The organism is Streptomyces sp. NPDC021749 (assembly GCF_040640655.1).
Taxonomy (GTDB): domain Bacteria; phylum Actinomycetota; class Actinomycetes; order Streptomycetales; family Streptomycetaceae; genus Streptomyces.
Genome location: NZ_JBFACE010000016.1, coordinates 120,990 through 134,785, shown reverse-complemented (window position 1 = coordinate 134,785; position 13,796 = coordinate 120,990). Strand labels below are relative to the sequence as shown.

Sequence of the window (13,796 nt, the reverse complement as noted above, 5' to 3'; positions counted from 1 at the left end):
CGGCGTCCGCCGGCTGGAACTGCTCTGGTATCGGCCTGTTGGAACTGCTGGTACGGCCGGCTAGAACTGCTGGTACATGATGTGCAGCCCCACGTACCCCTTGGTGGGGTGGAGGAAGCCCTCCGGCAGCGTCGTCATGATCTTGAAGCCCAGGGACTGCCAGAGGGCGACGGCCCGGGTGTTGGTCTCCACCACGGCGTTGAACTGCATGGCGCGGTAGCCCTCGGCGCGGGCCCAGGCCAGGACGTGTTCGCCCAGGGCCCGCCCGACACCTCGGCCGGCGTACTGCGGGTCGACCATGAAGCTGGCACTGGCGATGTGCGAGGCGCCGCCCATGTGGTTGGGGTTCATCTTCGCGGTGCCGAGCACCGTCCCGGCGTCGTCCACGGCGACGACCGTGCGGCCGGGCGGCGCCGGCAGCCACATCTCGCGCCCGGTCACCTCGTCGAGGTCGCGCGGATAGCTGTACGTGTCGCCGGCGGCGACGATGGTGTGGAAGAACGGCCAGATGGCGGGCCAGTCGGCCGCGTTCGCCTCACGGATCAGCACCACCCCAGCATGGCGAACGACCGTCTCACCCCGCCACCGAATTTCCAGCAGGCCGGAACACGGGAACGGCGAACCCGGCACGGCCCGCCCCTGCACCACCCGAGGGATCGTCGCCCGGCCTGGCACCACCCGAGGGGCCATCGCCCGGCCCTGCGCCGCCCGGCCCGGAAGGGCCCAGGCCGTCATCGCCCGACCCGGCATCGCCCGGCCTGGCATCGCCCGGCCTGGCATCGCCCGACCCGCCGTCGGCCGGCCCGGCGTCGCCCTCCCGGCGGAAGTCCACGACCAGCGGCATTCCGATCCGCAGGTCTCCCTCCGGGCAGCCGACGATCTCGGTCATCATCCGGGGCCCCTCGACGAGGTCGACCACCGCCGCGACGTACGGGACCCGGCCCCCGAACGGCGGGAGGTCGTTGCGGTGCACGACGGACCAGGTGTAGAGCGTGCCGCGGCCGGCGGCCTGTTCCCAGCCCACGTCCTCGCTCCAGCAGTACGGGCAGAACTCGCGCGGGTAGTGGTGCGCCCGCCCGCACCCCTCGGCCCGGCAACGGCGCAGCAGCAACCGCCCCTCGGCCGCCGCGTCCCAGTACGGCCGCGTAAAGGCATCCACCTCCGGCAGATCCGACCGTGCGACACTCCTCGCCGCACCCCGCACCGTCCCCTCGGTCACCGGACCACCCCCACCAGCTCCGCCCGGCGGGCCTTCTCCCGACCCGCTCATCGCTTACTCGGCCTGCTTACTGACGGTACGTCAGTTCAGCTCAGCACGACAGCCGCAGCCGGCACAAGGGGGCCCGGCACCAGTCCTCGGCGGCCACCCACCCGCCCACTTCTCACAGTCGCCCCATTCCTGACAAGGCGTCAGTTCAGTAATCTGACTATGCGTCAGCTGACTGCCGCCAGGCACCCGACGCTGGTGCAGCAGCCAATGAGAGCCGTCACACAGGAGCGGGCGACTGCGATGCTTGGATCGACTCACGGCACCCTCACCACTCACTCCCGGCCGGCCCGCGTCGTGGCCTGTGGGGAGCAACCACCACACACCGTCCACGGTATGACCGACGCGCACCGCGACAGCGGCGGACCGAGCGGCCAAGGCGGCCAGGGCGGCCAGGGCGGCCGGAACGACCAGGGCGGCCGGGAACCCGGCGGGGCGGTCGCCCGGGACGTCAGCGGCCGCCCGCTGTACGCCCCGGTGCCCGACCTCGACCGGTTCTTCCGGCCCGAGTCGGTGGCGGTGATCGGCGCCTCGGACAGCGAGGGCCGCCCCAACACCGGCATCACCCGCCAGCTGATCGCCTGGGCCGAGCGGGTCGGCGCCCGGCTGCACCCCGTGAACCCCGGACGCACCCGGGTCTTCGGGCTGCCCTGCCACGCCACCGTCGCCGATCTCCCCGAGACCGTCGACCTCGCCGTACTGCTCGTCAGCGACCCCCTTCCGGTCATCGAACAACTTGCCGCTGCCAAGGTGAAGTTCGCGGTGGCGTTCGCCTCCGGCTTCGCCGAGACCGGGGAGGAGGGCGCGGCCGCCCAGGCGCGGCTGGCCGAGGCCGTGGCACGCTCCGGGCTCCGGCTGCTCGGTCCCAACACCAATCTCAACGCCTTCGAGAAGTTCCGTGACGATCTCGACGGCCCGGCCATCGCCCTGATCACACAGTCAGGCCACCAGGGCCGGCCCGTCTTCACCCTCCAGGAACTGGGCATCCGCCTTTCCCACTGGGCCCCCACCGGCAACGAGGCCGATCTGGAAACCGCCGACTTCCTCTCCTACTTCGCCACCCGCCCCGAGGTCGGGGCCATCGCGGCGTATGTGGAAGGGCTCAAGGACGGCCGCAGCTTTCTGCTGGCGGCCGACCGCGCGGCCCGTCACCGGGTGCCCGTCGTCGCCGTCAAGGTCGGCCGCACCGAGACCGGCGCCCGGACGGCCGCCTCGCACACCGGCAAGCTCACCGGCGCGGACGAGGTCGTGGACGCCGCGATGCGCCAGTTCGGGGTGATCCGGGTGGACGGGCTCGACGAGCTGCAGGACACCGCGGCGCTGCTGGCCCGCGCCAGGAAGCCCACCGCCGAGGGCATCGCGGTCTATTCGATCTCGGGCGGCACCGGCGCCCACTTCGCCGACCTGGCGAGCGCCGCCGGCCTGCGGCTGCCCACCCTGGATGCCGCCAAGCAGGCCGAACTGCACCAATGGATACCGGACTACCTCTCCGTCGCCAACCCGATCGACAACGGCGGGCACCCCGTCGGCGACTGGCGCGGCCGCAAGATCATCGACGCGATCCTCGCCGACCCGGCCGTCGGCGTGCTGATCTGCCCGATCACCGGCCCCTTCCCGCCGATGAGCGACAAGCTCGCCCAGGACCTGGTGGACGCGGCGGAGCAGACCGACAAGCTGGTGTGCGTGGTGTGGGGCTCGCCGGTCGGCACGGAGGACGCGTACCGCCGCACGCTGCTCGGCTCCTCGCGCGTGGCGACCTTCCGGACCTTCGGCAACTGCATCACCGCCGTACGCGCCTATCTCGACCACCACCGCTTCACGGCCGACTACCGCTCGCCCTTCGACGACGCCCCGCGCGTACCGTCCCCCTCCGCGCGCAAGGCGCAGGCCCTGCTCCGCCCGGGCCAGCAGCTCAGCGAGCACGCGGCGAAGCAACTGCTGCGCGCCTACGGCATCCGCGTACCCCGCGAACAGCTGGTGACCAGCGCGGCGGCGGCCGTGCGGGCGGCGAGCCTGGTCGGCTATCCCGTGGTCATGAAGGCCTCCGGAGCCCAACTGGCGCACAAGACGGAGCTCGGGCTGGTCAAGGTCGGGCTGACCTCGGCCAGCCAGGTCAGGGACGCCTACCGCGAACTCACCGACATCGCCCGCTACGAGGACGTCCCGCTGGACGGCGTGCTCGTCTGCCAGATGATCGAGCGGGGCGTCGAGATGGTCGTCGGGGTCACCCCCGACCGTCTCTTCGGGCCGACCGTGACCGTGGGGCTGGGCGGGGTGCTCGTCGAGGTGCTGCGGGACGTCGCGGTGGGCGTGCCGCCCTTCGGGGAGGACCAGGCGCGCGCGATGCTCGCCGAACTCCGCGGCCGCGCCCTCCTGGACGGTGTGCGCGGGGGTCCGCCCGCGGACGTCGATGCGCTGGTCGAGGTCGTCCTCCGGGTCCAGCGGATGGCCCTGGAACTGGACGGCGCCCTCGCCGAGCTGGACATCAATCCGCTGGTGGTCCTGGAGCGCGGGCAGGGCGCGGTGGCCCTCGACGCGCTCGCCGTCTGCCACTGACCCCGACCGCACCCCCGGCAGCCGGCCCCACGCCCGCAACCACCGCCGTAATCCGCGCCGCGCACCGCGCCGTAGTCCCCGCCACAGCCACAGCCACAGCCACAGCCCCGACCGCACCCTCTGGAGCCGTTCCCCCATGACAACCTCCGAGCCTTCCCCGTTCCCCCCGCCGTCCTCGTCCGACCGTTCCGCCGATCCCGCCGTTTCCGCCGATCCCGCCGATCCCGCCGATCCGGCCGCCTCCGCAGAACCCGTCGTCGACGCGCTTGATTCATTGGTACTGCACGCCACTGACAACGGCGTCTCGTGGATCACCCTCAACCGCCCCGACGCGCTGAACGCCGTCACCTGGGACCAGCGCGAACGCATCATCGGGCTGCTCGCGGACGCGTCGGCCGACCCGGACGTACGGGCCGTGGTCATCACCGCGACCGGCAAGGGCTTCTGCGCCGGCGCCGACCTGCGCGGCGGCACGGGCTCCGGCGAACGGGCCGGTGGTGAACGGGTCGCCGGTGTACGAGCCGGTGGTGAACGAGCGGCCGGTGAACGAGCCGGGTCCGAACGGACTTCAGGCGACGTGGCGCGGATGATCCGGCGCGGTGCCCAGCGGTTCATCGCCGCGGTGCTGGACTGCGAGAAGCCGGTCATCGCCGCGGTCAACGGCACCGCGGCCGGGCTCGGCGCCCATCTCGCGTTCGCCTGCGATCTCATACTGGCCGCCGAATCGGCCCGTTTCATCGAGGTGTTCGCCCGCCGCGGCCTCGTACCGGACGGTGGCGGCGCCTACCTCCTGCCCCGGCTGATCGGCCCACAGCGGGCGAAGGAGCTGATGTTCTTCGGCGACGCGGTGCCGGCCGCGGAGGCCGAGCGGCTGGGGCTGGTCAACCGGGTCGTCCCCGACGGTGAATTGGCGAAGACCGCCCGGGAGTGGGCGGAGCGGCTGGCGGCCGGCCCGACCCGCGCACTGGCACTGACCAAGCAGCTGGTCAACGCGTCGTTCGAGACCGACCGGGCCGCGGCCTTCGCCGCCGAGGCCACCGCCCAGGAGCTCACCATGTCGACGGCGGACGCCCAGGAAGGGGTCGCTGCCTTCGTAGAGCGCCGCAGCCCGACGTACCGGGGTCGCTGACGCCCCCGGCCCGCCGACCGGCCCCGCCGACCGGCACCGCCGACCGGCCCCCGAACCCTCGCCCCTCTCCGTTACTCCATTACTCCATTACTCCATTACTCCGTCACTCCGTCACTTCACGTCATCGGGGCACACCGGCACCTCATGGGTGTTCCGCGTCCGCACCCCCGGGAGCCATCCGCGCGTCCCCTGCGCGTTCGTCACCAGGTACCAGCGGGTGGAGGTGATGCCCGCCTCGTCACGGACCATCCGTCCGTCGGTCACGACGCAGCGCGCGGCCAGCGCGTCGCCGTGCCAGACCCGGCCCGCGGAGTTGTCGCGCGCGGCGTACGCGGCGTACGGGTCCTTGGCGAGCCGCAGCGCGCACTCCAGGGAGCGGCCCGTACGGCAGGCGCGTTCGCTGTTGTAGACCGTGATCTTCACCGTCGGGGGCGGCCCCGCGGGTTGCAGCGTGACGGGGCCGGGCCGCACCAGCCACCACACCCCCAGCGCCACCGCGGCCACCGCCGCCGCCACCGCGCAGACGATCGCGTACGGCCGCCTCCGGGGCGGCGCGGAGAAATGCGGCCACCTACGAGGCGAACGGGCCTCGGGCGCCTGCTCGTTGTCCGTCTGCCGGATGCGTTCCCACAGGCCGGGTGGTGTCTCGATCTGCTCGTCGGCAAGCCGCAGCCGGGCGCGCAGCAGGGCCTCGGCGTCGTCGCCGGATTGATCGCCCCGGCCCCCGCCGCCGAACGGCCGGCCGCCGCCCGCACCACCGGTACCGCCCGCACCACCGGTACCGCCGGTACCGCCGACATCGCCGACATCGCCGACATCGCCGTCGTAGCGTGGCCCCACGCCCACCGTGCCGCTCACCTCCCGGCCTGCCCGTGCTCCGATTCAACGAGGTACGCGCGCAGCCTGTCCAGGGCGCGGGCCCGATGGCGGGCGGCCGTACCCCGATGCACCTTCATGATCTTGGCGGCCTGGTCGAGGGTGTAGCCGTCGAGGTCGACGAGGATGACGATGCCGGCCTGCCGGTGCGAGAGCCTCCCCAGCAGGCGGACCGCCTCGATCTCGGCCTGCCGCCGTTCCACCCCGCCGTCCCAGCCCCCTGGTTCGGCACCGGGCCCGGCTCCCGCGCCCCGGCCCGCACCGGCCTCCTCGACGCCCTCCATGCCGTCCACGAGGACCTGACGGCGGTCCCTGCGGTAGGCGTCGCGTGCGACGTTGAGCACGGCGGTGAAGGCGTAGGCGTACGGCTCAGGATGGGCGAGGAAGCGCTGCGGACGGGCGGCGAGCTTGAGGTATGCCTCGTGCACCACATCCTCCGCGGACTGTCTCGAACCGGCCAGCATCACCGCCCTGCGGTAGAGGCGGGGCAGCAGGCCGCAGAAAACCTCGTCGAAGGTGGGCGACGCGGCGGACGACGTTGATGACGGTGGCGACGGTGGTGACGGTGTTGCATCGGCCATGTACCGGAACTCTCCCCCGTGCTCGGCTACGGACGCGGCCGACGTGGACGCTACCCGCGCGGGCGGCACACAATCAGGAACCCCTCCGCCAATCTCCTCCCAATCCGCCGCCAATCCGCCGAAGATCATCGTGTACGCCACGAAACCACACGTGCGGGTGGTCGCCGGCCCACACGTCTTCCTATCTGACGGGGCATCAGATTCAATGATGGGGGGCGAAGCCGGGACGCACGCCCACTGAGGAGGCCGAAGCGATGATGGGGCACGCAGGGATGGCAGCCACGGCCGTGCGGTACCTCCGCTCGGTCGGCGCACCGACCACGGCCGCCGCACCCGCCACTCCTGCCGCACCACTCCCGCGGCCTGCCCTGCGCGCCGTACGCGAGGGCGAGCGCGCCCCGCTCGATCCGGCCGCCTTCCGTTCCGTCCTGGGCCACTTCGCCAGCGGCGTCACCGTCATCACGGCACCCGGCGGGTCAGGCCCGGCCGGCTTCGCCTGCCAGTCCTTCGCGTCCCTCTCCCTCGACCCGCCGCTGGTGACGTTCATGGTGGCGCGTACGTCGACGACCTGGCCGCGCATCGCGCGTGCCGGGGTGTTCTGCGTCAACGTCCTTGGCGCGGAACAGGGCGAGCTGTGCCGGGGGTTCGCGGTCAGTGGTGGCGACAAGTTCGCCGGTGTCTCCTACAGGCCCGCGCCGGTGACCGGCTCACCGCGGCTGGCCGATGTCCCCGCCTGGATCGACTGCACGATCCAGGCCGTGCACACCGGAGGCGACCACCTCATCGTCGTCGGCCGCGTCGAGGCCCTGGGCACGGATCCGGCGGCCGCCGAAGCCGGCCCCCTCCTGTTCCACCGGGGCTCCTTCGGCCACTTCACCCCCTGAGCCCGGCCGGGGCAGCAGCCCCGACCGGAGCGGTCAGTCCGGTCGGAGCGGTCGGAGCGGTCGGAGCGGTCCGTACGGTCCGAGCGGTCCGTACGGTCCGAGCGGTCGGTCCGGTCGGTCCGATCGATGCGGCATGCCACTGGACCGCACCGCCGCTCAGGGACCGACCGCAGCCCAGAGACCGACCGCAGCCCAGCGACCACACCGCAGCCCAGGAACCGCACCGCCGCTCACTGTCCGCCTCCCCGCCGGGTCAGTACATGCCGGTGCCAGTCGTCCGGGTCGCCCAGGAAGGAGTAGAGGGTGGGGTGCTTCTCGGTACCGCCCACATACCACTCCTCGCCGCAGCCGCCGGTCACCTCGACCCGCGACTCCCCGTCCGACACGAAGCGGTCCAGCTCCCATCTGCCGACGCCGCTGCAGCTGTCGTCCTCGTCCTTCAGACCGCGCACCGACGCCGTGCCGTCGGCGTGCAGCTCCAGAGTGCCGCCGCTGTCGTCCCGCCAGACCCCGACGAGCCCGGCCAGGTCCGGCTTCGGCGGCTCGTACGCCGGCAACACCCCGGTGGCGAAGGCGCTCACCCCGAGGACGCCCACCGCGAGGGCGAGCAGGAAGCCGCCGCCCGCGACCGTGACGGTCAGCCGCACGGTGCGCCGCTTCCCCGTGCCGCGGGCGGCGACCGCGGCCGACAGGGCGGCCGGTACGGCGGCCGCCGTGAGCGCCGGCCAGCACATCAGGTAGGCCAGGGGCGGCCCCACGGAGCCGGTGAGGAGCGCACCGCAAGCCCCGTAGGCGAGCGTTGCAGCGGCTGCCGAAAAGGGAGCGGCAGCCGCTATGCACCACCACGTCATCCCTCCCCGCCACCCACGACGCCGACCGTCGCGCACATCGCCTCGGCCAGCAGCGCCGCCATCGACACCAGAACGGCCCGCCCGCTCCAGACGTCGCGGAGCCGCCCGGCGGCCGCCCTGCCCCCGGATTCCGCTGTCATCCCCGTCTCCCCGTTGCTCGTATCACGGGGATCATGCACCGTACGGCGGTACGCCCCGCCACCGGGGGCAGCTCACGCGGCGGCCGGCTGTCCCTGGGCCGCCCCGTCCGGCGCTCCCGGATGACCAGGGCCATCAGGGCCGCCAGTGCGCACAGCGCGCCCGAGGTGTACCAGACCGGGTTGTACGTGCCGAAGACGTCGCGGGCCAGGCCGCCCAGGAAGGCGATCAGGGCGGCGCCCACCTGGTGGGCGGCCAGGACCCAGCCGAAGACGATCGCGCCGTCCTCGCCGTAGTGCTCACGGCACAGCGCGATGGTCGGCGGGACCGTGGCCACCCAGTCCAGGCCGTAGAAGACGATGAAGAAGACCATCGGCGGGTGGACGGTGTCGGCGAGCAGCAGCGGCAGGAACATCAGGGACAGACCGCGCAGACCGTAGTAGACGGCCAGCAGCCGGCGGGTGTCGAACCGGTCGGTGAACCAGCCGGAGGCGATCGTTCCGGCGATGTCGAAGACGCCGATCACCGCGAGCAGTGAGGCGGCCGCCGTCATCGGCATGCCGTGGTCGTGCGCCGCGGGCACGAAGTGCGTCTTGACCAGGCCGTTGGTCGTGGCCCCGCAGATCGCGAAGGTGCCGGCCAGCAGCCAGAACGGCCCCGTGCGCGCCGCCGAGAGCAGCGCCCGCAGCGCGCGCCGGGCAGCGCCCCGCTGCGGCGGCGGTTTCGGTACGAACGCGTCCGCCCCGTAGGGCGCCAGGCCCACGTCCGCCGGGTGGTCGCGCAACAGCAGCCAGACCAGCGGGACCACGGCGAGCGCGGCCAGGGCGACGGTCACCGCGGCCGGCCGCCAGTCGTGCCGGTCGACGATCCAGGACAGCACGGGCAGGAAGACCAGCTGGCCGGAGGCGCCGGCCGCGGTGAGGATGCCGGTGACCAGCCCGCGCCGGGCGGTGAACCAGCGGCCGGTGACCGTGGCCGCGAAGGCCAGCGCCATCGACCCGCTGCCCAGCCCCACCAGCACGCCCCAGAGGAGCACCAGTTGCCAGGCGGCCGTCATGAAGACGGTCAGTCCGGCGCCGACCGCGATGACCGTCAGGGCGACCGCGACCACTCGCCGGATCCCGAACCGGTCCATCAGGGCGGCGGCGAACGGCGCGGTCAGCCCGTACAGCCCGAGGTTGACCGACACCGCGAAACCGATGGTGCCGCGCGACCAGTGGAATTCGGCGTGCAGCGGATCGATGAGCAGGCCGGGGAGGGACGCGAAGCCGGCCGCGCCGATGATCGTGAGGAAGGTGACGGCGGCCACCGACCAGGCGCGGTGCGGGCGCCGCCTCGGCCGGGCCTCGGCGGCGACAGGTGCGGGCATGCGGTCGTCCGCCGCGGGCGGGCGGAGTTCGGGGGTCTGTGGCGTCTGGGGCACCCCAGCAGCTTCGTCCCCGCCCCTGTACGGAACGAGTGGCCGGAGGGCCAGGGTTCATCAGGATCGGGCCACGCGGGGCCACCACCCCGGCGAACCCGGCGACTTCGACTACCCGAACGTCAGCACCGCCCGCGCCACCCGCCCGTGATGCGCGTCGTCCGCCGCCTCCGCGAAGTCCTCCACCGGGTACGTCCGGGTCACCAACTCGTCCAGCAGCAGCCGCCCTTCGCGGTACAGCCGGGCGTACAGCGCGATGTCCCGCTGCGGTCGGGACGACCCGTAGCGGCAGCCGAGGATCGACTTGTCCAGGTACATCGCCGACACCGGGAACGACGCCTCCGCGCCGGCCGGCGGAACCCCCAGCAGGACCGCCTGGCCGTGCCGGTCCAGGAGGTCGATCGCCTGCCGGATCAGCCGCGTACTTCCCACGCACTCGAAGGCGTGGTCGGCGCCGGCCGGCAGGACCTCCTTCACCGCCTTGCCGGCGTCCGCCACCGCGGACGCGTCGACGAAGTGCGTGGCCCCGAACTGCCGCGCCACGGCCTCCTTCGCCGGATTGGCGTCCACCGCGACGATCACCGACGCGCCCGCGAGCCGCGCCCCCTGGAGCACGTTGAGCCCGATCCCGCCCGCCCCGATCACCACGACCGAGTCCCCGCGGTCGACCTTCGCGCGGTTGAGCACCGCGCCGACCCCGGTCAGCACCCCGCATCCGATCAGCGCGGCCGACGGCAGCGGAATGTCCCGGTCGACCTTCACCGCCTGCACCGCCTTGACGACCGTACGCTCCGCGAACGACGAGTTCGACGCGAACTGGAACAGCTCCGCTTCACCCCGCCGGAACGGCCTGCCGGGCATCCCGATCGCCTTGCGGCACATCGTCGGCCGCCCCCGGTCGCACTCCGCGCACACCCCGCAGTTGGCCAGCGTCGACAGCGCCACGTGGTCGCCGGGCGCCACATGGCCGACGCCCGCGCCCACCGCCTCCACCACGCCCGCGCCCTCGTGCCCCAGCACCACCGGCACCGGAAACGGAATCGTGCCGTCGATCACGGACAGATCGCTGTGGCACAGCCCCGCCGCCCGGATCCCGACCAGCACCTCACCCGGCCCCGGATCCCGCACGACCAGATCGTCCACGACCCGGGCCTGCTCCCCGTCGAATATGACCCCACGCATCACTTCTCCCTCCCACCCGTCCGCTGCGCTGTGCGGTGCCCCCACGTACGTGGCTTTTCCGCCGCGGGTGTTGCTCGCCGTCGCGCGCTTCGCGGCGCCGCGTACGTACCTGGCCGACCCGTCGCGGGGCTCTCGCCGTTGCGCGCTTCGCGGCGCCGCAGCCGGCTACGCGGGAAGCCACCGGAAATCAACGCTTCGCGCGCCGCGCCGCCGCCGCCATCGCGGAGACCTGCGCCAGCATCGGCATCGGGTCGACGCCCACCGCGCTCGGCACACGTTCCGCCACCCGTTCCGGCGTCCAGCCGCCCTCATCCGCATGTACGGAGCGCAGCTCCGCCGGTTGGGCCCAGACGGCGATCTTGGGGCCGGCCACCGTGTAGACCTGGCCGGTCACCTCGCGGGCGTGCTCGCTCAGGAGGTAGACGACGAAGGCCGCCACGTCCTCCGGTTCGCCGATCTCCGTCAGTTCCATGGGGACGTTCGCCGACATCCGGGTACGGGCCACGGGGGCGACCGCGTTGGCCGTCACGCCGTATTTGTGCAGGCCCAGGGCCGCGCTCCGGACGAGCGAGATGACGCCGCCCTTCGCGGCGGAGTAGTTGGCCTGGGAGACCGAGCCCTGGTGGTTGCCGCTGGTGAAGCCCACCAGCGTGCCGGAGCCCTGGCGGCGCATCACCGCGGCCGCGGCGCGGAAGACCGTGAAGGTGCCCTTGAGGTGGGTGGCGACCACCGGGTCCCACTCCTCCTCGGACATGTTGAAGAGCATCCGTTCCCGCAGGATGCCGGCCACGCAGACGACGCCGTCGATCCGGCCGTACTGCGCCAGGGCGGTGTCGACGATCCGCTGGCCGCCCGCCATCGTGGACACGTCGTCGGCGACCGCGGTCGCGGTGCCGCCGGCCGCCTCGATCTCCTTCACCACCGCCTCGGCGATCTCGCTGCTCGGTCCGTCGCCGTCGATGGCGACCCCGTAGTCGTTGACCACCACTCTGGCGCCCTCTTGTGCGCAGGCCAGTGCCACCGCCCGCCCGATGCCGCGCCCGGCCCCGGTGACGGCGACCACCTTGCCGGCCAAGAAGTTCCCCATGCCGCGCCCCTTCCCGCAGTTTCTGACGGACCGTTAGATTTTTGGGCAGGCGCGAGCCGAACACAAGACCCCGGAGGCCCCATGCCGCTGCCGCAGGAGTTCCACGAGATCGCCCGACGCGTCAACAACTGGGGGCGCTGGGGCGCGGACGACGAGATCGGCACGCTCAACCTGATCACCGAGCAGGTGGTACGGGAGGCCGCCGGCTGCATCCGCAGCGGACGCCGCGTCCCGCTCGCGCTGCCGCTGCGGCAGGACGGGGTGCAGACCGGGATGATCCCGGGCCGGGTCAATCCGCTGCACACCATGACCGCCGTCAATCAGGAGATCTTCGGGCCGGGTACGGTCGCCACCTCCGACGACGCGGTCACCATGGGCCTCCAGGCCGCCACCCACTGGGACGGCCTCACCCACGTCTCGCACTCGGGGCGGCTCTACAACGACCGCCCCGCCGCTTCCGTCACCGCCCACGACGGCGCCGCCGTCCTCGGCATCGAGAAGGCCACCCCGATCACTTCCCGGGGTGTGCTGCTGGACGTGGCCCGGGCGCACGGCACCGAGCGACTACCCGGTGGGCACGCGGTCACCCCGGAGGACCTGGACGCCGCCGAGGAGCTGGCCGGGACGAGGGTCCGGGCCGGGGACGTCGTCCTCGTACGGACCGGGCAGCTGCAGCACTATCTCGCCGGCGACCGGCAGGGCTACGCCTTCCCGTCACCGGGCCTGTCGGTGCGCACCCCGGAGTGGTTCCGGGCCCGCGACGTCGCGGCGGTCGCCAACGACACCCTGACGTTCGAGATCTTCCCGCCGGAGATCGAGGGCCTGTGGATGCCGGTGCATGCGCTCCACCTCGTGGAGATGGGCATGCTGCAGGGGCAGAACTGGAACCTGGAGGAGTTGTCGGCGGCCTGCGCGGAGGCGGGCCGCTACGCCTTCTTCCTGTCCGCGATGGCCGAACCGTTCGTCGGCGGCGCGGGCGCCCCCGTCGCGCCGGTGGCGATCCTCTGACCGCTCCGGCGCCACCGCGACGGGCCGGCCGGGTGGCGGTACGCGCATGCGCGCCCCGAGCACGGCACCGCGGACCGCCACCCCCGGCCCCCACCGGGCCGCGATCCGCACTCGTCGAGGCCGGAACCGGGTGCGCAGACCCGGCCGCGTGCCGCCCTCGGCGTCCCCTCACGGCGCATCGCTCGTCCCAGCGTGATCAATCGGGCACGTTACGTCAACACCGCGCCCCGGCTTGGTGGTGCACTGCGCACCGCACGGTTCATCCCCGGCGCGGTACGGCGCACTGGGCTTCGTAGGCCCCCAGATCGGACCCGGCCGCCATCAGCAGCGGCCGGCTGCGGTCCACCTCGCACCAGATCCGCTTGCCGGCGCCTTCCGGCTGCCAGCCCCAGCGGTCGGCGAGGCCGTCGACCAGTTCCAGGCCGCGCCCGTTGGTGTCGTCCCCGTCGGCGTGCCGCTGGCGCGGCGGACGGGCGCTGGTGTCCGTCACCTCCACCCGGACGGTTCCCACCACGGCGCCGGACCCGGAGAAGCACATCCGCAGCGAGGCCGCGGCGCCGGTGTGAACCACGGCGTTGGTGACGAGTTCGGAGATCAGCAGGATCAGTGTCTCCGCAAGCGGTTCGTCCGCCCCTATACCGGAACCCAGGAGCCGCGACCGGGCCCACCGCCGGGCCCGCCCCACCTCCGCAGGGTCGGGCCGTACGTCCAACTGCACCTGAAGCACCTGCACCGCTCACACCATCCGAACCGGCGGAAACATCGCCTCGCGCCTCCATGGAGTCACAGTGCGTGACCCCAGCGACGCACAGCATGG

General features: G+C 72.9%; 13 protein-coding genes and 1 pseudogene. 4 read left to right on the top strand and 10 right to left on the bottom strand.

Translation table 11 applies throughout. The features are described from left to right. Positions 1-60 precede the first annotated feature (60 nt). Together AB0G35_RS18395 and AB0G35_RS18390 are read right to left on the bottom strand one after the other, a co-directional pair. Entirely contained in the window at positions 61-549 is a 489-nt protein-coding gene (locus tag AB0G35_RS18395; RefSeq protein ID WP_360949876.1) for a GNAT family N-acetyltransferase, read from the bottom strand. A 271-nt stretch (positions 550-820) separates the two neighbouring features. Then, positions 821-1,204: pseudogene (locus AB0G35_RS18390) on the bottom strand (Zn-ribbon domain-containing OB-fold protein); the annotation flags it as partial. A gap of 306 nt (positions 1,205-1,510) precedes the next feature. Between AB0G35_RS18390 and AB0G35_RS18385 the strand changes: the two are divergent. Together AB0G35_RS18385 and AB0G35_RS18380 are read left to right on the top strand one after the other, a co-directional pair. Further along, positions 1,511-3,823 carry an acetate--CoA ligase family protein gene (locus AB0G35_RS18385; RefSeq protein ID WP_360949873.1) on the top strand — a complete coding sequence of 771 codons (2,313 nt, stop codon included), beginning with the start codon at positions 1,511-1,513 and terminating at the stop codon, positions 3,821-3,823. Between the two features lie 136 nt (positions 3,824-3,959). Further along, positions 3,960-4,952, top strand: coding sequence for an enoyl-CoA hydratase-related protein (locus AB0G35_RS18380; RefSeq protein ID WP_360949870.1), 993 nt, complete (start codon positions 3,960-3,962; stop codon positions 4,950-4,952). Positions 4,953-5,063: 111 nt separating this feature from the next. On the opposite strand, the gene AB0G35_RS18375 is transcribed toward AB0G35_RS18380, so the two are convergent. Beyond that, the gene (locus AB0G35_RS18375; RefSeq protein ID WP_360949867.1) at positions 5,064-5,798 is read right to left on the bottom strand and encodes a hypothetical protein; all 735 of its coding nucleotides are present in this window, start codon (positions 5,796-5,798) and stop codon (positions 5,064-5,066) included. Between the two features lie 8 nt (positions 5,799-5,806). Beyond that, positions 5,807-6,409 (bottom strand): RNA polymerase sigma factor, encoded by a 603-nt coding sequence (locus tag AB0G35_RS18370; RefSeq protein ID WP_360949864.1) that lies wholly within the window; start codon positions 6,407-6,409, stop codon positions 5,807-5,809. Positions 6,410-6,681: 272 nt separating this feature from the next. Between AB0G35_RS18370 and AB0G35_RS18365 the strand changes: the two genes are divergently transcribed. After that, complete coding sequence (locus tag AB0G35_RS18365; RefSeq protein ID WP_360949861.1) at positions 6,682-7,293, top strand: flavin reductase family protein; 612 nt, start codon at positions 6,682-6,684, stop codon at positions 7,291-7,293. Between the two features lie 230 nt (positions 7,294-7,523). Here the strand turns inward: AB0G35_RS18365 and AB0G35_RS18360 are convergent, their stop codons facing one another. From AB0G35_RS18360 to AB0G35_RS18340, 5 genes are all read right to left on the bottom strand, one after another. Next, entirely contained in the window at positions 7,524-8,051 is a 528-nt protein-coding gene (locus tag AB0G35_RS18360) for a hypothetical protein (protein ID WP_360949858.1), read from the bottom strand. 89 nt (positions 8,052-8,140) lie between these two features. After that, a complete protein-coding gene (locus AB0G35_RS18355; protein WP_360949855.1) occupies positions 8,141-8,284 on the bottom strand; it encodes a hypothetical protein in 144 nt (47 codons plus the stop codon). After that, positions 8,281-9,651 carry an MFS transporter gene (locus AB0G35_RS18350; protein ID WP_360949988.1) on the bottom strand — a complete coding sequence of 457 codons (1,371 nt, stop codon included), beginning with the start codon at positions 9,649-9,651 and terminating at the stop codon, positions 8,281-8,283. The genes AB0G35_RS18355 and AB0G35_RS18350 overlap by 4 nt, the downstream gene beginning before the upstream one ends. Positions 9,652-9,813: 162 nt before the next feature. After that, the gene (locus AB0G35_RS18345) at positions 9,814-10,884 is read right to left on the bottom strand and encodes a Zn-dependent alcohol dehydrogenase (RefSeq protein ID WP_360949852.1); all 1,071 of its coding nucleotides are present in this window, start codon (positions 10,882-10,884) and stop codon (positions 9,814-9,816) included. A gap of 187 nt (positions 10,885-11,071) precedes the next feature. Next, a complete protein-coding gene (locus tag AB0G35_RS18340) occupies positions 11,072-11,971 on the bottom strand; it encodes an SDR family oxidoreductase (RefSeq protein WP_360949849.1) in 900 nt (299 codons plus the stop codon). A gap of 81 nt (positions 11,972-12,052) precedes the next feature. Between AB0G35_RS18340 and AB0G35_RS18335 the strand changes: the two genes are divergently transcribed. Continuing rightward, a complete protein-coding gene (locus tag AB0G35_RS18335) occupies positions 12,053-12,979 on the top strand; it encodes a cyclase family protein (protein ID WP_360949846.1) in 927 nt (308 codons plus the stop codon). A gap of 259 nt (positions 12,980-13,238) precedes the next feature. On the opposite strand, the gene AB0G35_RS18330 is transcribed toward AB0G35_RS18335, so the two are convergent. After that, entirely contained in the window at positions 13,239-13,712 is a 474-nt protein-coding gene (locus AB0G35_RS18330) for an ATP-binding protein (protein WP_360949843.1), read from the bottom strand. Between the last annotated feature and the right edge of the window lie 84 nt (positions 13,713-13,796).

What these genes read in the sequence shown, in the direction of transcription:
- AB0G35_RS18385 (WP_360949873.1), top strand. Translation starts at nt 1,511, where the DNA reads ATGCTTGGATCGACTCACGGCACCCTCACCACTCACTCCCGGCCGGCC.
- AB0G35_RS18380 (WP_360949870.1), top strand. Translation starts at nt 3,960, where the DNA reads ATGACAACCTCCGAGCCTTCCCCGTTCCCCCCGCCGTCCTCGTCCGAC.
- AB0G35_RS18370 (WP_360949864.1), bottom strand. Translation starts at nt 6,409, where the DNA reads ATGGCCGATGCAACACCGTCACCACCGTCGCCACCGTCATCAACGTCG.
- AB0G35_RS18365 (WP_360949861.1), top strand. Translation starts at nt 6,682, where the DNA reads ATGGCAGCCACGGCCGTGCGGTACCTCCGCTCGGTCGGCGCACCGACC.
- AB0G35_RS18355 (WP_360949855.1), bottom strand. Translation starts at nt 8,284, where the DNA reads ATGACAGCGGAATCCGGGGGCAGGGCGGCCGCCGGGCGGCTCCGCGAC.
- AB0G35_RS18350 (WP_360949988.1), bottom strand. Translation starts at nt 9,651, where the DNA reads ATGCCCGCACCTGTCGCCGCCGAGGCCCGGCCGAGGCGGCGCCCGCAC.
- AB0G35_RS18345 (WP_360949852.1), bottom strand. Translation starts at nt 10,884, where the DNA reads ATGCGTGGGGTCATATTCGACGGGGAGCAGGCCCGGGTCGTGGACGAT.
- AB0G35_RS18340 (WP_360949849.1), bottom strand. Translation starts at nt 11,971, where the DNA reads ATGGGGAACTTCTTGGCCGGCAAGGTGGTCGCCGTCACCGGGGCCGGG.
- AB0G35_RS18335 (WP_360949846.1), top strand. Translation starts at nt 12,053, where the DNA reads ATGCCGCTGCCGCAGGAGTTCCACGAGATCGCCCGACGCGTCAACAAC.